The sequence below is a fragment of the Sphingomonas gei genome (genome assembly GCF_004792685.1).
GTDB classification, from domain to species: Bacteria; Pseudomonadota; Alphaproteobacteria; order Sphingomonadales; family Sphingomonadaceae; genus Sphingomonas; species Sphingomonas gei.
Window position 1 is genome coordinate 62,474 of the sequence record NZ_SRXT01000002.1, and the last position, 20,339, is coordinate 82,812.

The 20,339-nt window shown below is 67.1% G+C and carries 16 protein-coding genes; 7 read left to right on the top strand and 9 right to left on the bottom strand.

What is annotated here, in order from left to right; genetic code table 11:
• Window positions 1–177 precede the first annotated feature (177 nt).
• Together E5A73_RS04415 and pbpC are read left to right on the top strand one after the other, a co-directional pair.
• Window positions 178–5,937 (top strand): alpha-2-macroglobulin family protein, encoded by a 5,760-nt coding sequence (locus tag E5A73_RS04415; protein WP_135962605.1) that lies wholly within the window; start codon window positions 178–180, stop codon window positions 5,935–5,937.
• Between the two features lie 223 nt (window positions 5,938–6,160).
• The gene (pbpC, locus tag E5A73_RS04420; RefSeq protein WP_135963119.1) at window positions 6,161–8,263 is read left to right on the top strand and encodes a penicillin-binding protein 1C; all 2,103 of its coding nucleotides are present in this window, start codon (window positions 6,161–6,163) and stop codon (window positions 8,261–8,263) included.
• A 154-nt stretch (window positions 8,264–8,417) separates the two neighbouring features.
• Here the strand turns inward: pbpC and E5A73_RS04425 are convergent, their stop codons facing one another.
• Window positions 8,418–8,939 carry an RcnB family protein gene (locus E5A73_RS04425; RefSeq protein WP_135962606.1) on the bottom strand — a complete coding sequence of 174 codons (522 nt, stop codon included), beginning with the start codon at window positions 8,937–8,939 and terminating at the stop codon, window positions 8,418–8,420.
• Between the two features lie 107 nt (window positions 8,940–9,046).
• On the bottom strand, window positions 9,047–9,526 hold the full coding sequence (locus E5A73_RS04430; protein WP_135962607.1) for an outer membrane protein assembly factor BamE: 480 nt from the start codon (window positions 9,524–9,526) through the stop codon (window positions 9,047–9,049).
• A 122-nt stretch (window positions 9,527–9,648) separates the two neighbouring features.
• Here E5A73_RS04430 and E5A73_RS04435 point away from each other — a divergent pair, with 122 nt between their 5' ends.
• The 3 genes from E5A73_RS04435 to E5A73_RS04445 all read left to right on the top strand — a co-directional run bounded on the left by E5A73_RS04435 (window position 9,649) and on the right by E5A73_RS04445 (window position 11,148).
• On the top strand, window positions 9,649–10,161 hold the full coding sequence (locus E5A73_RS04435; RefSeq protein WP_135962608.1) for a ubiquinol-cytochrome C chaperone family protein: 513 nt from the start codon (window positions 9,649–9,651) through the stop codon (window positions 10,159–10,161).
• Window positions 10,158–10,685, top strand: coding sequence for a YceD family protein (locus E5A73_RS04440; protein ID WP_135962609.1), 528 nt, complete (start codon window positions 10,158–10,160; stop codon window positions 10,683–10,685). Before E5A73_RS04435 ends, E5A73_RS04440 begins: the two co-directional genes overlap by 4 nt.
• A gap of 64 nt (window positions 10,686–10,749) precedes the next feature.
• Window positions 10,750–11,148 (top strand): Dabb family protein, encoded by a 399-nt coding sequence (locus E5A73_RS04445; protein ID WP_135962610.1) that lies wholly within the window; start codon window positions 10,750–10,752, stop codon window positions 11,146–11,148.
• Window positions 11,149–11,268: 120 nt separating this feature from the next.
• Here E5A73_RS04445 and E5A73_RS04450 read toward each other — a convergent pair whose 3' ends face one another.
• Window positions 11,269–11,883: a TetR/AcrR family transcriptional regulator gene (locus E5A73_RS04450; protein WP_135962611.1), complete on the bottom strand. Its 615-nt coding sequence runs from the start codon at window positions 11,881–11,883 to the stop codon at window positions 11,269–11,271.
• A 108-nt stretch (window positions 11,884–11,991) separates the two neighbouring features.
• Between E5A73_RS04450 and E5A73_RS04455 the strand changes: the two genes are divergently transcribed.
• Both E5A73_RS04455 and E5A73_RS04460 read left to right on the top strand, forming a co-directional pair.
• A complete protein-coding gene (locus tag E5A73_RS04455; RefSeq protein WP_135962612.1) occupies window positions 11,992–14,232 on the top strand; it encodes a TonB-dependent receptor in 2,241 nt (746 codons plus the stop codon).
• Between the two features lie 59 nt (window positions 14,233–14,291).
• Window positions 14,292–15,536 carry a spinster family MFS transporter gene (locus E5A73_RS04460; RefSeq protein WP_135962613.1) on the top strand — a complete coding sequence of 415 codons (1,245 nt, stop codon included), beginning with the start codon at window positions 14,292–14,294 and terminating at the stop codon, window positions 15,534–15,536.
• Here the strand turns inward: E5A73_RS04460 and E5A73_RS04465 are convergent.
• The 6 genes from E5A73_RS04465 to E5A73_RS04490 form a co-directional block, all read right to left on the bottom strand.
• Complete coding sequence (locus E5A73_RS04465) at window positions 15,533–15,736, bottom strand: hypothetical protein (RefSeq protein ID WP_135962614.1); 204 nt, start codon at window positions 15,734–15,736, stop codon at window positions 15,533–15,535. The two genes, E5A73_RS04460 and E5A73_RS04465, sit on opposite strands and share 4 nt — an antisense overlap.
• Window positions 15,737–16,015: 279 nt before the next feature.
• Window positions 16,016–17,593, bottom strand: a complete 1,578-nt coding sequence (locus tag E5A73_RS04470; protein WP_135962615.1) for a peptide chain release factor 3 — start codon at window positions 17,591–17,593, stop codon at window positions 16,016–16,018.
• Window positions 17,594–17,709: 116 nt separating this feature from the next.
• Window positions 17,710–18,582 carry an aldose 1-epimerase family protein gene (locus tag E5A73_RS04475; RefSeq protein WP_135962616.1) on the bottom strand — a complete coding sequence of 291 codons (873 nt, stop codon included), beginning with the start codon at window positions 18,580–18,582 and terminating at the stop codon, window positions 17,710–17,712.
• Window positions 18,579–19,163: a cytochrome b gene (locus E5A73_RS04480; RefSeq protein WP_135962617.1), complete on the bottom strand. Its 585-nt coding sequence runs from the start codon at window positions 19,161–19,163 to the stop codon at window positions 18,579–18,581. Before E5A73_RS04480 ends, E5A73_RS04475 begins: the two co-directional genes overlap by 4 nt.
• 17 nt (window positions 19,164–19,180) lie before the next feature.
• Entirely contained in the window at window positions 19,181–19,924 is a 744-nt protein-coding gene (locus E5A73_RS04485; RefSeq protein WP_135962618.1) for an SDR family NAD(P)-dependent oxidoreductase, read from the bottom strand.
• Between the two features lie 3 nt (window positions 19,925–19,927).
• The gene (locus tag E5A73_RS04490) at window positions 19,928–20,338 is read right to left on the bottom strand and encodes a hypothetical protein (protein WP_135962619.1); all 411 of its coding nucleotides are present in this window, start codon (window positions 20,336–20,338) and stop codon (window positions 19,928–19,930) included.
• Between the last annotated feature and the right edge of the window lies 1 nt (window position 20,339).

The window sequence follows — 20,339 nt, forward strand, 5'->3', positions numbered from 1 at the left end:
CAGCACCGCAATATCTCCGATTCGGATGCAGTCATCTTCGGAGTTGTTTATTAAATGATCAAGTTGACTGGACGGCGGCCCGATCGATTTCAATCCGTTTCGGAGTCACTCAATTGGACGTTGGCGTGAATCGCCGCCGAGGCTAGGGTGCGCGCGCCTTTGGGGGAATTCGGTACCATGAAGCTCGTTGCCCGGCTCGGGATCCTGGCGCTGATCGCCGCGCCGCTCGGCGCGACGCTGGCGATGGGCGACAATAGTCCGCAAGTCGAAATGGCCACGCCCGGCGTTGGCGGCGGCGCGATCGAGCGCTTCACCGCGCGGTTCAACCAGCCGATGGTGCCGCTGGGCGATCCGCGCGCGGCCGGCCCGTTCACGGTCGAATGCCCGGTCGGCGGCGAAGGCCGCTGGGTCGACCAGCAGACCTATGTCCACGAATTCGCCAGCCCGCTGCCCGGCGGGGTGACCTGCACCTTCACGTTGAAGGACAAGCTCAAGAGCCTCGCCGGCTATGCGCTGACCGGGCAGACCAAATTCACTGTCGACAGCGGCGGGCCGATCGCCCGCGCGGTATTGCCGAGCCGCTATGGCGGCCAGATCGAGGAGGACCAGACCTTCCTGGTTGCCGCAAACCTCGCGCCCGATCGCGCCTCGGTGGGCGCCAATGCCTATTGCGCGGTCGACGGCGTCGGCGAGAAGATCCCCGTCGACGTGCTTCCCGCCGACGTGCCGGGCAAGGTGCTTGCCGGGCTCGGCACCGATCGCTGGGAAGTGCAGAGCTTCCTAGAGGAAGCCGGGCTGCCCAAGGCGCTCCCCGCCAGCGATGCCGACCGCGCCAAGGCGACCGCCAGCGTCGTCGCGCTCAAATGCCGCCGGCCGCTGCCGCCGGGGCGCGACGTCGCCCTGGTCTGGGGCAAGGACGTGGCCAGCGCCACCGGCCGCGTCGCCGGCACCGACCAGCGCTTCGACTTCACCGTGCGCAAGCCGTTCGCGGCGCGCTTCGAATGCTCGCGAGTCAATGCGCAGGCCGGGTGCAGCCCGGTGCAGGACGCCTGGGTGCGCTTCTCGGCGCCGATCCCCCGCGCGCAGGCCGAGGCGATCCGCATCACCTTGCCCGACGGCAAGGCGCTGACTCCGATCTTCTCCGCCGAGGAGAAGCGCAAGGCAGTGATCGCCGATATCAAGTTCAAGGCGCCGCTCCCCGCCGCGGTGATCGCCAAGCTGAGCCTGCCCGCCAATGTCGTCGACGAGAGCGGGCGCAAGCTTTCCAATGCCGAGCGCTTCCCGCTCGACGTGCGTTTCGACGAGGCGCCGCCCTTGGTGAAGTTCGCCGCCGATTTCGGCATCCTCGAAGCCGCCGAGGGCGGCGTGCTGCCAGTCACCGTGCGCAACGTCGAAGGCCAGCTCGGCGGATCGCAGATGGCGGTCGGCGGGCAGAGCCTCAAGGTCGAGGGCGGCGACGGCGAGATCGCCAATTGGCTGCGCGCGATCGACGATGCCGCCGAGACCAAGAGCGACGATATCAAGCGCGGCGAAGAGACGATCCGTGTCAACCAGACCGGCGCCAAGCCATTGCTCACCCCGGCGACCGGCAAGCCGTTCCAGGTCTCGCTGCCCGGCAAGGGCAAGGAATTCGAAGTCGTCGGGATTCCGCTGACCAAGCCCGGATTCTATGTCGTCGAGCTCGCCAGCCCGCGGCTCGGCAATGCATTGCTCGGCCGCAACGCGCCGCGCTACGTCGCGACCGGCGCGCTCGTCACCAATATGAGCGTGCACTTCAAATGGGGCCGCGATCAGTCCTTGGTCTGGGTGACCGCGCTCGACAGCGGCAAGGGCGTCGGCAGCGCCGAAGTGCGCATCACCGACAGTTGCACCGGTCAGATCCTGGCAAAGGGCGTCACCGATGCCTCGGGCCGGCTCGGCGTCCCCGCCGGCCTCCCCGAGCCCGAGACCTATTCGAGCTGCGAGAATGAGAGTTCCCCGCTGATGGTCTCGGCGCGCAAGGCCGACGATTTCAGCTTCACGCTGACGCAATGGGGCGAGGGCATCCGCCCGTACGACTTCGACTTGCCGTATGGCTGGCAGAAGCAGGGGCAGATCTTCCACACCGTGTTCGATCGTGCCCTGGTCCGCCAGGGCGAGACGATCCACATGAAGCATATCGTCCGCCAGCCGATCGCGGGCGGATTCGGGGCGTCGCCCGCCTTCACCGGCACGCTGCGGCTGTCGCATCGCGGGTCGGACACCAAATACGACCTGCCGCTGACGATCGACGCCAACGGCGTGGGCGAAACCGAATGGACCGCGCCGCAGGGCGCCAAGATGGGCGATTACGATATCCAGGTCGTCGCGACGCTGGACGGCGAAGAAAAGACGATCGACAGCAGCCAGTCGTTCAAGCTCGACGAATATAAGCTACCGACGATGAAGGCTTCGGTCGCCGGGCCGAAGGAAGCCGCGGTGCGCCCGAGCACGCTGCCGCTCGACTTGTTCGTCGGCTATCTCTCGGGCGGCGGCGCAGGGAACCTGCCGGTCGAAATGCGCGTCGGCTGGTTCGAGGGGATGCGCACGCCCGACGGTTACGAGAGCTACACCTTTGGTGGCCGCGCGCTGACCGAGGGCGTCAAGGCACTCAACGGCGACGACGAGACCGACGAGGAATCGACTCCGCTGCCGCCGACCCAGACCTTGCCGATCACGCTGGGCGGCGACGGCAGCGCGCGGACTTCGGTCGAAGTGCCCAAGAGCCTCGACCAGCCGACCAACATGCAGATCGAAATGGATTATCAGGACGCCAATGGCGAGATCCTGACCGCGTCGCGGCGCATTCCGATCTACACCAGCGCGGTGCAGCTCGGCATCAAGACCGACGGCTGGCTGATGAAGCAGGACGATCTGCGGCTGCGCTTCGTCGCGGTCGATACGTCGGGCAAGCCGATCGCCAACCAGGCGATTTCGGTCGAGCTCTACAGTCGCGAGATCCTCACCGCGCGGCGGCGGCTGATCGGCGGCTTCTACGCATATGACAACCAGATGAAGACGACCAAGCTTGGCGCGACCTGCTCGGCGACGACCGACGCGCAGGGGCTGGCGACGTGCCAGCTCGATCCGGGCGTGTCGGGCGAAGTCTATGCCGTGGCGACGACCAAGGACGCCAATGGCAATGTCGCGCGGGCGACGCGCTCGACCTGGCTGGTCGGCGACGACGATTGGTGGTTCGGCGGCGACAATGGCGACCGGATGGACGTCATCCCCGAACAGCTCGAGTACAAGGCCGGCGAGACCGCCAAATTCCAGGTCCGCATGCCGTTCCGCGAGGCGACGGCGCTGGTGACGGTGGAGCGCGAGGGCGTGCTCTCCAGCTTCGTGGTGGGGCTGAGCGGCAAGGATCCGGTGATCGAAGTGCCGATGCCGGCGAGTTACGCGCCTGACGTCTATGTTTCGGTGATGGCGGTGCGCGGCCGCGTCTCGGGCATGTCCAATTGGGGATCGAGCCTCGCGCGCGACTGGGGGCTGCCCTTCTCGCAGGACGGCGGCAAGCCGACCGCGACGGTCGATCTCGCCAAGCCCGCTTATCGCCTCGGCATCGCCAAGGTGAAGGTCGGCTGGGAGGGGCATCGTCTCGGGGTGGCGGTCAAGGCCGAGAAGGCCACTTATGCCGCGCGCGACGTGGCGAATGTCGATGTGCAGGTGAAGAACCCCGACGGGTCGCCCGCGCGGGAAGCAGATGTCGCCTTCGCCGCGGTCGACGAGGCCTTGCTCCAGCTCGCGCCAAACGAGAGCTGGGACGTGCTGACCGCGATGATGGGCGATCGGCCGATCTCGGTGCTGACCTCGACTGCGCAGACGCAGGTCGTCGGCAAGCGCCACTACGGCAAGAAGGCAGTCGAGGCCGGCGGTGGCGGTGGCGGTGGCGACCTTTCGGGGCTCAATCGCGAGAATTTCCAGCCGGTATTGCTGTGGAAGGGCAAGGTGCCGCTCGACGGCAACGGCCGTGCGCGGGTGCAGGTGCCGCTGTCGGATGCGCTGACCTCGTTCAAGCTGGTCGCGATCGCCACCAATGGCGCGCAATTGTTCGGCACTGGCGAGGCCAGCGTGCGCACGCATCAGGACCTCAGCATCTATCCGGGCGTGCCGCAGGTGGTGCGCACCGGCGACAGTTTCGGGGCGATGTTCACGCTGCGCAACGGATCGGACAAGCCGATGAAGGTGACCGCAACGGTGGCGCTCACTCCTGCGGTCGCGCAGGGCAAGCCGCTTACCGTCGAGATCCCGGCGGGCGGGGCCGCGCCGGTGAGCTGGAACCTGACCGCGCCGAATCAGGCGGGCAAATTGAGCTGGACGGTCTCGGCGAAGTCGGCGGACGGCAAGGCTGTCGACAAGGTGACGGTGGCGCAGGACGTGATCCTCGCAGTGCCGGTCGAGACGTGGGCGGCGACGCTCGCACGGGTCGGCGAAGGCACGAGCTTCTCGATCGCGCCGCCGGCGGGGGCGCTGCCCGGCTTCGGCATGGTCGATATCAGCCTTGCCGACACGCTGGCGCCGCCGCTGCAGGGGGTGCGCGACTATATGGCGGCGTATCCCTATGGCTGCCTCGAGCAGCGCACGTCGCGGGCGATCGCGCTCGGCGATACGGCGATGTGGAACGGCATTGCCGGCGAGCTTCCCGCGTATCAGGATGGCGACGGGCTGTTGCGTTACTTCCCCGGCGAATGGGCGGGATCGGAAGCGCTGACCGCGTATATTCTGTCGATCACCGGCGAGGCCGGATTGCCGCTTCCCGAGGGCGCGCGGGCCAAGGCGATCGACGCGATGAAGGCAGTGCTCGACGGGCGGCTGCGGCGCGAGGATTATGGCGATGTCCGGCTCCAGCGAGTCGCCGCTTTCTCGGCGCTCGCACGGCAGGGCGCGGCGACCAGTGCGATGCTCGGCCAGCTCGGCATCGCGCCGGCCGAGATGCCGACGGCGTCGCTTGCCGACTATCTCTCGGCACTTGGACGCGTTTCGGGGCTGGCCAATGGTGCGCAGCTGCGTGCCGATGGCGAGAAGGTGCTGCGCACGCGGCTGGTCTATGAAGGCACGCGAGTCGATCTCAGCGACAAGGGCAATATGGCGTGGTGGCTGATGTCGTCGGACGACGAAGCGGCGATCAAGGCAGTGATGGTGACGCTTGGCCGGCCGGGGTGGCAGGCCGATACGCCCAAGATGATGGTCGGCGTGGCGATGCGCCAGCAGCGCGGCCATTGGGATACCACCACCAGCAATGCCTGGGGAACGATCGCGGCGCGCAAGTTCATGGCGGCCTATCCGGCCGAGGCGATCGCCGGGGTGACCACCGCGAGCCTGGGCGCTTCGACGGTCAGCCGGCCTTGGCCGCTGCTCGAGCCGCAGCGCAGCTTCAGCCTGGCGCTGCCGCCGGCGACCACGCCTTTGGTGCTGCGCCAGTCGGGCGGGGCGGGGCCGTGGGCGTTCGTCCGGGTCAAGGCGGCGGTGCCGCTCACCCAGCCGCTGATGGCGGGGTACAAGATGACCAAGCAGGTCAGCGTGGTGCAGGGCATGGTGCCCGGGCGCTATACTCGCGGCGACGTGATCAAGGTGACGATCAGCGTCGAGGCGTCGGCCGAGCGCAACTGGGTGGTGATCAACGATCCGGTGCCGACCGGCGCGACGGTGATCGGCAGTCTCGGCGGGCAATCGGAGATGCTCAACCAGCAGGCGGGGACCGCGGAGGGCGTCTCGCCCAATTGGATCGAGCGCGGCCAGGGTTCGTGGCGGGCTTATTATGGCTGGGTGCCGCGGGGGAGCTTCACCATCTCCTATGTGATGCGGCTCAACGCCTCGGGCCGGTTCAGCCTGCCGGCGACGCGCGTCGAGGCGATGTACTCGCCGGAGATCCGGGCGCAGTTGCCGAACGAGATTATGGTGGTGGCGGAGCGGTGATCGCCCCCTCTCTCGTCACCCCGGCGAAAGCCGGGGCCCAGAGTCCCATGCGAGACGGCAGAGAAACCCTGGGCCCCGGCCTTCGCCGGGGTGACGAATAGTGAAGCAGCGCCTTTCGCGTCTGATTCAGCGTGTCGACGACTTCCCCACGACGCTCGCCGGCTGGGCCCTCCGCCAGCGCGGCGCCTATCGCGAGCGCGGCTGGCGCGGGGTGTTCACCCCGATGCGAGTGGTGCTCGCCGCCGCCGCGTTGCTCATCACCACTTTCGTCGCGTTGTCGTGGATCACCCGCCCGCCGCCGCTGCCCAGCTACGCAGCGGTGGTGGCAAATTGGCGCCCGTCCGAGGCCTGGCTCTACGATCGCAACGGTCGGCTGATCGACAGCAGCCGCGTCGACTATCAGGCGCGCCGGCTCGGCTGGGTGCGGCTCGACGATGTCGCGCAAGTGGCGCGCGATACGCTGATCGCCGCGGAGGACCGCCGCTTCCGCAGCCATAAGGGCGTCGACTGGTGGGCGCTCGGCGGGGCGCTGCGCGATCGAATCGAAGGCAAGCGCGCGCGCGGCGCCTCGACGCTGTCGATGCAGGTGGCCGCCTATCTCGCGCCCGAACTCGCCGCGCCCGGCCATCGTGGCAGCTGGGACAAATTCCGCCAGATGCGCGCGGCGCGTGCGCTCGAGGCGCGCTGGAGCAAGGACGAGATCCTCGAAGCCTATCTCAACCTCGCCGGCTTTCGCGGCGAGGCGCAGGGTATCGCGGCCGCCGCGCTCGGGCTGTTCGGCAAGACACCCGCGACGCTGACCCGCGACGATGCGCTGCTCCTCGCGGCGCTGCTGCCCAATCCCGGCGCGGGATCGACCGAAGTCGCGCGGCGCGCCTGTGCGCTGGGGCATGACCCGGATTGCAGCCGGTTCGCCGGGGCTGCCGCGTCGATGCTCGGGCCGGCGCGCAGCCTGGCGCTCGATCCGGGGCTGGCGCCGCACCTCGCGGCGAAGCTTCTCGACAAGCCCGGTGCGAAAATCACCACCACGCTCGACGCGCGCATCCAGTCGGTCGCGATCGCCGCGCTTCGCCGCCAGCTACAGGGGCTGGGCGGCACGCGTGCACGCGACGGCGCGGTCCTGGTGGTCGACAATGCCAGCGGCGACGTGCTCGCTTATGTCGGCGGGATCGGCGGCGAATCGACTGCAGCGGCGGTCGACGGGGCGTCGGCGTATCGGCAGGCAGGGTCGACGCTCAAGCCCTTCCTCTACGCGCAGGCGATCGAAAAGGGCTATCTCACCGCCGCCTCGATCCTCGACGATTCGCCGGTCCAGCTCGACACTGCGTCGGGGCTCTATGTCCCGCAGAATTACGACAAGGCGTTCAAGGGACCCGTCTCGGCGCGCGTCGCGCTCGCCGGATCGCTCAACGTGCCTGCGGTGCGGACCTTGCTGCTCACCGGAGTCGAGGCGTTCCGCGACCGGCTGTGGGACACCGGCTATCGCGGGCTGGTCGAGGACGGGCAATATTACGGCTATTCGCTGGCGCTGGGTTCGGCCGAAGTGACGTTGCTCGAACAGGTCGCCGCGTATCGGAGCCTGGCGCTGGGCGGGCGCTGGTCGCCGCTGCGGCTTGCTGCGGCAGCGCCAAAGGAGCGGGCACGGCAGATCGTATCGCCGCAGGCCGCCTGGATCGTCGCCGACATCCTCGCCGATCCCAATGCCCGCGCCGGCACGTTCGGAGTCGATTCGGCGCTGCGGCTGCCGTTCTGGGCCGCGGCGAAGACGGGGACGTCTAAGGCCATGCGCGACAATTGGTGCGTCGGGTTCAGCGATCGCTTCACCGTCGGCGTGTGGGTCGGCAATCTCGAGGGCGATCCGATGCGCGCGGTCTCGGGCACCAGCGGCGCGGCGCCGGTCTGGCGTGACGTCATGATGGCGCTGCATGCCGGAGTGCCGAGCCGGCAAGCGCGGCCCCCGCTCAATATCGAGGCACGCACGATTCACTTCGCCGAGGGCATCGAGCAGCCGCGCCGCGAATATTTCATGAAGGGCACCGCGCTCACCGAAATCGCCTCGGCGCCCGCGGCGGCGCGGCGGCCGCGGATCGTCAATCCGGTGGCGGGAAGCGTCTATGCGCTCGACCCCGATATCCCGATCGATCGCCAGCGGCTCGCGGTCGCCGTGGCGGGCCAGGTCACCGGGCACCGGCTGTTGCTGGACAGGCAGGATCTGGGAAGTGCCGACGCCCGCCCGCTGATCCTCCCGCGGCGCGGACAGCATCGGCTGAAGCTGGTCGATCTCGGCGGCCGGGTGGTCGACCAGATCCTCTTTACGATTCGTTGAGATTCGAAGCCCGCACGCGGAGCGGAATGCGCGTCCGCGCGTTCAATCGCGCGGTCCCTTACCCTTTCGGGGCTGTGCTCACGGGCACCGGCCGCGCCGCCGCATCGGCGCGGCCGAACCCCGGAGCGACTTTCGCCGCTCCGGGTGAACCGATTTACCAGTAAAAGCCCGGGATCGTCCGGATGACGATGCCGCGCCGCGTATCGATCAGCAGCACGTCGTCATAATGGCGCACCCAGCGCTGATAACGCCCGGCCGACGGCAGGCGATAGCGCCACGGATCGGCGATCACATAACGCGAACCCCAATAATTCGGCGCGATCCGCCCGCCGCTGCGGAAGCGGGTATAGCCGAACGGCGCGCGCCAATTGCCACGGGCATAGACGCCGCGGTTGCGGCCGCGATAGTCGCGCCAGTCATTGTCGCCCCAGCGGCGATCACGGTCGCGCAGATCCTCGCGATACTCCTGGCGAGCACCGCGCACGTCGCGGCGCTCCTCGCGAATGTCGCTGCGATCGCCGCGGCGGCGGGCGTCGCGCAATTCGCGCTGTTCTTCGCGGATGTCCTGACGGTCGCGGCGCAGTTCGCGCTGCGACTGAGCGCTCGCCGCGGTCGGCAGCGCCACCGCCGGCATCGCGACGGCAGCGAGCAAAGCTGCGGTGATGAACTTCTTCATGTGGATTCCTCCAGATTTACAGGCCGGTTGTCTCCGGCACCGTCGCACTCTGGAGCAGGCTGGCTGAACCGCGCGGGAATAACGCGGTCAGCAAGCAGCAAGCTTGATTACTGGCCCTGGCCGCCGCCCGGCGCGCCGCCACCGGTACCCGGTGCGCCGACCGTGCCGATATTGCCGAACAGATCGCTGAAGAAGCTGCGCTTGCGGCCCAAGGTCGGGGTGGTCTTGCCATAGGGATCGACCGACGCGATCAGCTCCTTGCCCATCCGGTCGACGGCAGTGACGTTGCCGGCGGTGTCGAAGCGAACGCGGATCGTCTGCTGCTCGCGAACCTTGGGGTCGCTGTACCCGAAGTTCCGGCTTTCGCGGGACACGTAGTACCATTCGCCCTGGTTGAACTGACTGGTCAGCGTCGGGCGGCCGAGCGTCTGGAGCACCGATTCGCGATTGTCGATGCCGGGCTGGACCGCATCGACGAGCTCCTTGTCGATGACATAGCCCTGGTGCGTACGGATCGGCGAGCATGCGGTGCTGCCCATGACGATGAGGAGCGCGGCGCAACCGGCTAGGCGAACGGGGAAGGGCATCGAAATCTCCAGGGCAACGCTAGCACCGGCGCACGCATTGCATCGCGCGCCATTCGCCTCAATATGCGGCAAAATGCGGCCAAACAAGGTCGCCCCCGCTTTCACACGGACGAAGAACCAAGATGGGACTGCTCAAGCGCCTGTTCGGCGCCCCCGATCGCGGCACTGCGCCGCAGCTTTACACCGCAATCGTCGCGCGCGGCCGTGCGCCGCATTGGTATGTGGAGGGCGCGGTGCCCGACACGATCGACGGCCGCTTCGACATGATCGCGGCGATCCTGTCGCTGGTGCTGCTGCGACTCGAGGACACGCCTGAGGCGATCGCGCCGAGCACTGCGCTGGCCGAATGCTTCATCGACGACATGGACGGTCAATTGCGCGAGATCGGCATCGGCGACATCGTCGTCGGCAAGCATATGGGGCGGATGATGGGGATGATCGGCGGCCGTCTCGGCGCCTATCGCAAGGGTCTCGCGGGCGAGGGGCTGCAGACGGCGCTGGTGCGCAACCTGTATCGCGGGCACGCACCGAGCGACGCCGCGCTGGCGCATGTCGAGGCGGAGCTGCTCGCTTTTCGCGACGGTCTCGCCGCCACGCCGGTAACTGCGATCCTGGCCGGAGAGCTGCCGCGATGACTCCCGAATTTACGCGGCCGCACCGGCTCGATCAGCTCGGCGTCGGCGAAACCGCGGTCGAGATCGAAGCAACGCCCGACGAACGCGCGGCGCTGGCCAGGCGCTTCGATCTGGTCGCGATCGATCGGCTGGCTGCCCGGTTCGCGCTGGTTCGCGACGCGATCGGGGTGCGCGCCAGTGGGCATTTGTCGGCCGCGGTCACTCAGTCCTGCGGGGTCACCGGGGATCCGCTGCCCGCCGAGATCAAGGAAGATTTTGCGATTCGCTTCCGTCCCGAACCCGCCCAGGACGAAAGCCATGACGATATCGAGCTCGACGAGGAGGAGATGGACGTCGTTTTCTACACCGGCAGTGCGCTCGATCTCGGCGAAGCCGCGGCGGAGACGCTCGCGCTCTCGCTCGATCCTTTTCCGCGCAGTCCGGGTGCCGCGGAAATACTCAGGCAGGCCGGGGTGATCAGCGAGGAAGAGGCGGTTCCGCTCAGCCCGCTCGCCGCGGCGCTGCAGGGCAAGCTGAAGAACTGACTCGCCGAGCGGCTTGACCCGAGGCGGCGGTTGCGGAAACAGTCCCTGGGATCGGGAGGGCGGCATGGCAGTCAATCGCAGGGACGTGGTGAAGGGCATGGCAATGGGCGGCGCGGCGATCACGTCGAGTGCAGCGGCGGCTGCCCCGGGCGGCGATAAGATCGTCCATCACGTGTTCTTCTGGCTCAAGCGCCCCGATTCGAGCGCCGATCGCGACCAGTTGATCGCCGGACTGCGCACGCTCGCCGGGGTCGAAGTCGTCCGCAGCCTGCAGATCGGGGTGCCCGCCTCGACCGAGCAGCGCGACGTGGTCGATTCGAGCTTCCACGTCTCCGAACTGATCGTGTTCGACAATGTCGTCGATCAGAAGATCTATCAGGACCATCCGGTCCACCAGGCGTTCGTCGCGAAATGCGGGCATCTGTGGCGCAAGGTGATCGTCTACGACATGAAGACGGTCTGAGCGGGCGAGCCTGGCTAGAGGTGCAAGTCGAGGCAATTCAGTTCCCCTGCGAAGGCAGGGGCCCAGGGTCCAGAGCGCACCGCTTGTGACTCTGGACCCCTGCTTTCGCAGGGGAACGAACTAATCCGCGCTTGTCGCGATGCCGCGCGCGAGCATCGCCGCCACGGTCTCCGCAATCGCCTCGGGCGCCACGTCTTCTTCCCATACGCTGTAGCGCAGCCCGAGGAAGACGTTCATTCCCATGATCGCCCAGGCGTGGACCTCGCTGACGTCGTCGCGCACTTCGCCGCGGTCGGCGGCGGCGCGCAGGCGCTTGGCGATGCGGTCGGCCGTCGTCGCATAATGCATGCGGAAGCTCTCGGGATCGACGAACTCGGCCTCGTCGATGATCCGGTAGATTTCCTTGTGGGTGCGCGCGAAGCGGATGAAGGCGAGCAAGGCCGCCTGCTCGGCGGCGATCTGGCCCGGGGCATCTTTCATCGCGGGGGCGACGTGCTCGCGCACCTGATCGGACATGTCGCGGACGAGCGCGCGGAACACCGCGTCCTTCGAATCGAAATAGGTGTAGAAGCTGCCGAGCGCGACGCCGGCGCGGCGGGTGATCCCGCTGATCGAGCCTTCGTGAAAGCCCTTCTCGCCGAATTCCACCGCCGCCGCGTCGAGGATCGCGCGCAGCGTCTTGCGGCCGCGTGCAGTGCGCGGTTCCTTGCCCAGGCTCGCTGCCTCGCTGTCCATGACTCCGCCCCAATTCTTCCAAGTTGAAACCCGGTTCAGGTTTCAGTATAGGCTCTCTCGACAGCTTACAACCCGCACAAGATCGGGTCGATTCTGGGGAGGAAAACCATGTCACGCCTGATTCCGTCTGCCCGCACGATTCTGCACGCCGGCGCCGCCTTCGCTGCACTCGCCGCCGCGCCTGCCTTTGCGCAGGAGCAGGCCGCCGCCGCCGCCGCGCAAGCTGTCGAACCGGAGCAGCCTGCCGAGGGCGAGATAACCGTCACAGCCCGCCGCCGCGAAGAGAGCCTGATCGACGTGCCGATCTCGATGTCGGTGGTCACCGGCGACGCATTGGTGCGCAGCGGCGCCCCTGATATCACGGCGCTGCAGGACAAGACCCCCAATCTCACCCTTCAGATCGCGCGCGGCTCCAATTCCACTCTGATCGCATTCAGCCGCGGCGTCGGCCAGCAGGACCCGCTCTGGGGTTTCGAGCCGGGCGTCGCGCTCTATCTCGACGATGTCTATGTCGCGCGGCCGCAAGGCGCGGTGCTCGACATCTTCGACGTCGAACGCGTCGAAGTGCTGCGCGGGCCGCAGGGCACGCTTTATGGTCGCAACACGATCGGCGGCGCAGTCAAATACGTCACGCGCAAGCTCGGCAATCAATACCGCGCTACGGCGCGCGCCTCTTATGGCTCGTACAACCAGCTCGATCTGGTCGGTCAGGTGACGGTCCCGCTGACAGACAGCCTGTCGATCGGCGGCGCCGTGACGCGCTATACCCGGGACGGGTTCGGCGAGAACCTCACCACCGGTGCCGAGCATTACGACAAGGATGTCCTCGCCGCGCGGCTCTCGGCCGAATATGCGCCGACCGACCGCATCTTCTTCCGCGTCGCGGGCGACCGCACGCTCGACAAGTCGAAGCCGCGCCACGGCACCCGCCTGCTGCCCAACGGCACCGATGTGCGCTATCTGCCCACCGACAGCGTCTACGACACCCGCGCCGGGATCGGCGACGACAACCGTGTCGAGACCCGCGGCGTCTCGGTCACCGGCGAGATCGGGCTATCCGACGCGCTGACCTTCAAGACGATCACCGCGTGGCGCGACGGCAGCACCGATACGCTGATCGACTTCGACAACACCGTCCTGCCGACGCTCGACGTGCCGGCCTTCTATGACGACCGCCAGTTCACCCAGGAGCTGCAATTGCTGTTCGAGGGCGAGCGGCTGCAGGGCGTGGTCGGGCTTTATTATCTCAACGGCAGCGCCAGCGGCGCGTTCGATACCGTTGTCGGGCTGCTCAACACCACCACGCTGACTTCGGGCACCGTCGACACCAAGAGCTATGCCGCGTTCGGCGATCTGAGCTTCGACTTGACCGACAAGTTCAAGGTCTCGGCCGGCGCGCGCTACACGCGCGACGAGAAGACCGGGACGGTGTTCCGCCGCAATTACACCGGCATCCGCAGCCCGGTGTTCGGCAATGCCGGGGCGGTGCCGGGGCTGCTGCGCACCGATTATACCAATGACCGCAGCTTCGAGAAATTCACCCCGCGGGTGAGCATCAGCTACGAACCGCGCCAGGACCTCAATTTCTACGCGAGCTATGGCCAGGGGTTCAAATCGGGCGGGTTCGACATGCGCGGCGACGCGATCCTCACCCCGACCACGGTCAACGGCTATGAGCCCGAGACGATCGACTCGTGGGAACTCGGCATGAAGGGCGCGTTCCTCGAGAACAGCCTGTTCGTGAACCTCGCCGGCTTCTTCTCCAATTACAAGGACCAGCAGGTCACCATCCAGGTGCCGGCTTTGCCGAGCGGCATCACCAGCTTCGTCGACAATGCCGGCAAGGCCGAGATCTACGGCTTCGAGCTCGAGACCCGGATGGTGCCGTCGCGGCATTTCTCGGCGAGCGTCGTGCTTGGCTACACCCATGCCGATTACAAGGAATTCCTGACCTTCATCGGCGGCGGCACCACGCCGGTCGACGTCGCCGACCAGCGCGCGTTCCAGAATACCCCCGAATGGACCGCCAACGCCTCGGCGACCTGGTCCGAGGATCTCGCCGGCGGCACGATCGCATTCACCCCCGCGGTTTCGCTGCGCAGCGACACCCAGATGTTCGAAATCGCGACGCCCGCGCTCGATCAGGACGGCTATGCGCTGGTCGACGCGTCGCTCAACTGGACCTCGGAGGGCGGCCGCTACCGGATCGGCGTCGCCGGCCGCAATCTGACCGACGCGCGCTACCGCGTCGGCGGATACAACTTCCCCGGCGCGCTCACCGGCAATTCGGTGATCGGCTATTACGGGCCGCCGCGCACCGTGATCGGCACGGTCGAAGTCCGCTTCTGATCCGATCCAGAGCCGGGTGTCGCGTGACGCCCGGCTCTTTCGCTGCCAGGGAGCCTCGCATGGCCGAACCCACTCCGCGCACCCGCGGCGTCGTCCTCGCGATGCTGCTGCTGGTCTACACCTTCAATTTCCTCGACCGGCAGATCCTGAGCATCCTCGCCCAGCCGGTGAAGAAGGATCTCGGGCTCGACGATGCCCAGCTCGGCATGCTCGGCGGGCTGGCCTTCGCGGCGCTCTATTCGACGCTGGCAATCCCGCTCGCATTGCTCGCCGACCGGACCAGCCGGACCTGGGTGATCACGGTGTCGCTCGGGGTGTGGAGCGCGTTCACCGCTTTGTGCGGATTCGCGCAGAACTTCACCCAGATGTTCCTGTTCCGGCTCGGCGTCGGGGTCGGCGAGGCAGGCGGGGTGGCGCCGAGCTATGCGCTGATCTCGGACTATTTCCCGCCCGAGCAGCGCGCGCGGGCGCTGTCGATCTATTCGCTCGGCATTCCGCTGGGTGCCGCTGGCGGGGTGCTGCTCGGCGGCTATATCGCGCAGAATGTCGAGTGGCGAACGGCGTTCGTGGTCGTCGGGCTTGCCGGGGTGGCGATCGCGCCGCTGTTTCGGCTGCTGGTCAAGGATCGCCCGCGTCCCGCCGCCACTGCGGCGAACCAGGTGCCGGTGCGCGAGGTGTTCGGGATCCTCGCCGCCAAGCCGGGCTTCTGGCTGATGGCGTTCGGCGCGGCGGCGGGATCGATGTGCGGCTATGGCGTGGCGTTCTGGCTGCCGAGCCTGATGCAGCGCAGCTTCGGGCTGAGCCTCGTCCAGACCGGCCAGTTCTTCGGCGCATTGCTGCTCACCGGCGGCGTCGCGGGAATCCTGATCGGCGGCTGGCTCGGCGACCGGCTGGGGCCGCGCAACCGCCGATGGTACGCGCTGGCGCCGGCGATCTGCTATGTCGCGGGGGCGCCCCTGTTCATCGCCGGCGTGCTGGCGGACAGCTGGCCGATCGCCTTCGCCTTGTTCCTGCTGCCCCAGGCTTTGGTCTATGTCTGGCTGGGGCCGGTGCTCACCGCCGTTCAGCACCTCGTCCCCGCGCACATGCGCGCGACCGCCTCGGCGAGCTTTCTACTAATCAACAATCTGATCGGTTTGGGGCTGGGCAGCTGGGCGATCGGATCGCTGTCGAAAGCGCTTACGCCGGTCTATGGTGACGAGGCGCTGCGCTATGCGATCGCGGCGGGGCTTTGCCTGTATGTGGTCGCGGGCGCGCTGATGGCACTGGCGAGCCGGTTTTTGCAGCGGGACTGGGTAGATTAACCGACGCTGCGCACACCGGCGAGAAATGCTCTGGAAGCCGCGCAGAGGTCGCCCGAAAAATGGCTCCCGGCGGCGAGGCGCAGCGCAGTGCGCCCGTCATCGCCACGCTGCGGCATCAACGCGACGACGTTGCGCTGAAGGGCGATTCCGCCAACTTCGTACCAGACGAACCAGATCGCGCCGACGCGATAGGCGCGCAAAAAGCGCGCACGGGGTGCGTCCGCTTTAAGAACCGAGTCCGAGGCCTCGAAATAGCTGCCCGCCTCGGCGATTCCCCGGTTGAATTTGAATTGTCGATCGAGTTCGCCGATCGCCTCCGGCGGAAGCTCGCTCGGCCTTGCGCGCGGCGGCCGTCGTCGGGCGATCGAAGGCGCATGCTGGCAAGTCCGGCATAGGCGGGATTGGCGCGGCTTGCAGCAACAGGAACGACAGCACTGGCGTCTCCGGGGCAAAGCGTAAGAGACGCCAAGGCTATAGCGTTACCGCTCCCTTGTCGCCGCGAACTTCACCTTCGAATAGCGGTCGACGATATAGCCGACTTCCCAGGCCGACTTGGCCATGAACACCGGGTTGCCGTCGCGGTCCTTGGCCATGGCGCCGCGGTTGAGCCCGATGAATTCCTGCAGGTCCTTGGGATCTTCGGCCGAGATCCAGCGCGCGGTTTCGAACGGTGCCATCTCGAGCCCCGCGGCGACCTTGTACTCGGCGTCGAGGCGGCTGAGCAGCACGTCGAGCTGGAGCTGGCCAACCACGCCGATGATCCAGTTCGAGCCGATCTCGGGATAGAAGACCTGAGTCACGCCCTCCTCGGCCATGTCGTCGAGCGCTTTCCGCAGCTGCTTGGTCTTGGTCGGGTCCTTGAGCTGGACGCGGCGCAGGATTTCGGGAGCGAAATTCGGCAGGCCGGTGAAGCGCACATCGGCGCGCTCGCTCAGCGTGTCGCCTACCCGCAAGGTGCCGTGGTTGGGTATGCCGATGATGTCGCCGGGATAGGCCTCGTCCGCGAGCTCGCGTTCGCGCGCGAAGAACAGGATCGGCGAATGGATCGCGATCGGTTTGCCATGGCCGGTCGGGGTCAGCTTCATCCCGCGCTTGAAGGTGCCCGAGCACAGCCGCATGAACGCGATGCGATCGCGGTGGTTGGGGTCCATATTGGCCTGGACCTTGAAGATGAAGCCGGTGACTTCGTCGCGGTCGGGCTCGACAGGCGCGGGCTCGGCGGGCTGGGCGCGCGGCGGCGGTGCGAAGGTGGCCAGCGCCTCGATCAGCGAATCGACGCCGAACTCCTTGAGCGCCGAGCCGAAATAGACCGGAGTCAGATCGCCGTGGCGATAGGCGACGGGATCGAATTCGGGATAGCCGGCCTGCGCCAGCTCGACATCGTCGCGCAGCTTGGCGAGGTTTTCGGCACTGACCATTTCGTCGAGCTGGGGATCGTCGAGACCGCTGGTCTGGATCACCTTGCCGTGGAACTCGCGGCTATTGCCCTCGGGCAGCAGCAGGCGATCGGTGGCGAGATCGTAAATCCCTTCGAAATTGCCGCCCATGCCGACCGGCCAGGTCATCGGCGTCACGTCGAGCGCGAGCAGATTCGCCACTTCGTCGAGGATGTCGAACACTTCGCGGCCTTCGCGATCGACCTTGTTGACGAAGGTGATGATCGGCACGTTGCGCAGCCGACACACTTCGAAAAGCTTGCGCGTCTGGCTCTCGATGCCCTTGGCGACATCGATCACCATCACCGCCGAATCGACCGCGGTGAGCGTGCGATAGGTATCTTCGCTGAAATCCTCGTGGCCCGGCGTGTCGAGCAGGTTGAAGGTGATCCCGTTGCGTTCGAAGGTCATCACCGACGAGGTGACCGAGATCCCGCGTTGCTGCTCGATCTTCATCCAGTCCGAGCGCGCGCGCCGTGCCTGGCCACGCGCCTTGACCTCGCCGGCCAAGTGGATCGCGCCGCCGAACAGCAGCAGTTTCTCGGTGAGCGTGGTTTTGCCGGCGTCGGGGTGCGAGATGATCGCGAAGGTACGGCGGTCGTTGATATGGTCGGAAGGCATCGGTTTTGGAGTATCCGTTCGGCCCCGGACTGGATCCGGGATTGTCGAAGCCCCTGTACCGGTTTTCGGTGAAGAAGAAAGAACGGCCCTTCGACAAGCTCAGGGCGAACGGGGAATCAGACCAGCGTCACCTGCATGCTGAAGCTGCGCGCCGCGCCGGGTGCGAAGCGGAGGATGCCGGGCTTGTCCCAAATCTCGCCGGCGAAGCCGATCGGGTCGGCGATGCCGTGCCACGGCTCGATGCAGACGAAGCGCGCGCCGGGCTTGGTCCAGATGCCCAGCTTGGGCATGCCGGCAAAGCCGATCTCCAGCCCCGGTCCGTCGCCGCCGTCATAGCGAAGCGACTGACTCTCGAGTCTGTCCCATATCAATGCGTCGCGTTCGAACATTTCGTCGGTGAGCCGCAGGTCGCGGCCGTCGAGCGGGCTCGGCCAGGTCTCGGGGGCGATCCAGCCGCCCTTGATGATCGCGGTGAGCTCGGCCGGCTCCAGCTTCTCGAAGACGATGCGGTGGTCTGCGCGCGGCCGGCCGAACGGCAGCGGCCAGGCGAAGGCGGGGTGGAAGCCGAAGCTGGCGGGCATGTCGCGCTCGCCGGTGTTGGTGACGGTGATGTCCATCGCCAGCGTCGCGTCGGTTAGAGTGAAAGCCGCATCCAGGGTGAAGGCGAAAGGATAGACCGCGCGGGTTTCATCATTGTCGGCGAGCTGGAAGACCGCCCGGTCGGCCGCCCGGTCGATCAGCGCGAAAGGCTGGCGGCGCGCGAAGCCGTGCTGCGGCAGCGGATATTCCTTGCCGTCGAGCTGGTATCTGTCGTCCATCAGCCGCCCGACGATCGGAAACAGCAACGGCGCGTGCCCGCTCCAGAAAGCGGGATTGGCATCGGTCATCAGTTCGGCACCGTCGTGGGTGCGCAGCGAGGAAAGCTCGGCACCGAACGGGTTGATCGCGGCGCGCAGCCGATCGGAGGCAATCTCGAAGGGTTCGGTCATGCGCGTAGCCACGGCGCCATGCGCACCAGCACGCGGTCGTGCAGCGCATAATGATGATAGAGCGCCGCCAGCGCGTGGAGCAAAGCGAGCACGACGATTACCCAGCCGACCTGCTCGTGCCGCTCCATGATCGCGTGGTGCTCGGCCTTGCTCCACGCGGGGAACGCCGGCTGGATCTGCAACCCGAAGAAGCTCATCGCGCGGCCTTCGGACCAGCGCGTGATCCAGCCCAGCACCGCTTCGCTGAGGAGCAGCAGATAGAGCAGCCAGTGCACTGCGCGCGACGCAATTACCATCCAGCCGGTGGCGATCGGCGCCATCCGGTGCCCCGGGGTCAGCCGCCAGACCAGCCGAATGACGATGACCGCGGTTAGCAGCACCCCCATCGTCATGTGCGCGACGACGAGGGTGTGATGCGTCGGCCGGCCGAACCAGCCCCAGGTCTGCGAGGTGACGAACTGCGCGAGAACGAGGAAGGCGGTCGCCCAATGCAGCGCCACCGAGAAATTGTCGTAGCGCGTCTTGTCGTCGCCCGCGGCGATCCGCGTGGCGGCGTCGAAGGCCGATCCACTGTTGGTCATGTTCTGCTCCCGCGCATTCAAGCCTCGCGGTGCACGAGGAAGGGCGACCAGGCCTGGTTGACCGGCATCAGCTCGAGCGAATTGATGTTGAGATGCGGCGGCTGTTCGGCGACCCACAGCATCGTCCTGGCGATGTCCTCGGCGGTCATCGGGTCGACTCCGGCATAGAGTTTGTCCGAAGCTTCCTGGCTGCCGGTTCGTACCAGGCTGAACTCGGTCTCGACCATGCCCGGCTCGATCGAGCAGACGCGCACCCCGGTTCCGATCAGGTCCGAGCGCAGATTGAGGCTGAACTGGCGGACGAACGCCTTGGTCGCGCCGTACACATTGCCGCCGGGATAGGGGTAATTGGCGGCGACCGACGACAGGTTGATGATCGCGCCCTTGCGCGCGATCAGCTGCGGCAGGAGCTTGTGTGTAATCGACACCAAAGCGCTGATGTTGGTGTCGATCATCGTCGTCCAGTTGGACAGCTTGGCGTCCTGGGCGGGCTCGAGGCCTAGCGCGAGCCCGGCATTGTTGATCAGCAGGTCGATCTCGGCGAACGGCGCGGGCAGCGCGTCGAGCGCCCCGTCGCGCGCGGCCTCGTCGCGCACGTCGAACCGCGCAGCGTGGAAACGCTCGCCCAGTTCACTCGCCAGCGCCTCAAGCCGATCGGCGCGCCGGCCCGTGCCGACGACATGCCAGCCCGCCTCGACAAAGGCCCGCGCGGCGGCTTCGCCAATGCCAGCGGTCGCGCCGGTGATGAGAGCGGTGGGCATAGGTCAAAACTCCTCGATGCTGCGGGGTTCGCCGAGGTGCCAGCGTTCCCCATCATAGCGGTCCTCACACTCGCCATATTGGACGAGCGTTCCCTCGGGCGCGCCGAGTTCGGGCATGTGCAGGCGGATCAGCGCGCGGGCACCGTCGACATCGGTGGCGTCGACGTCGAGGATGCACGAGATGATCTCGTCCTCGCCGTCCTCATCCTCGTCTTCGTCCACCCCGCGGTACAGCGTGCCGCCGCCGACGCTGCATCCCAATCCGGCGAGCCGCAGCTCGGCGTCGATATGGATGCTGAAGCGATAATGGCGATCGAAGGGGTCGAGATCGCCGGGGACGACCACGATCATCGGCTCATAAACGTCCGGGTCCTCCATCTTCTCCTGAAGACCGTGGAGGAACCGTTCGATCACG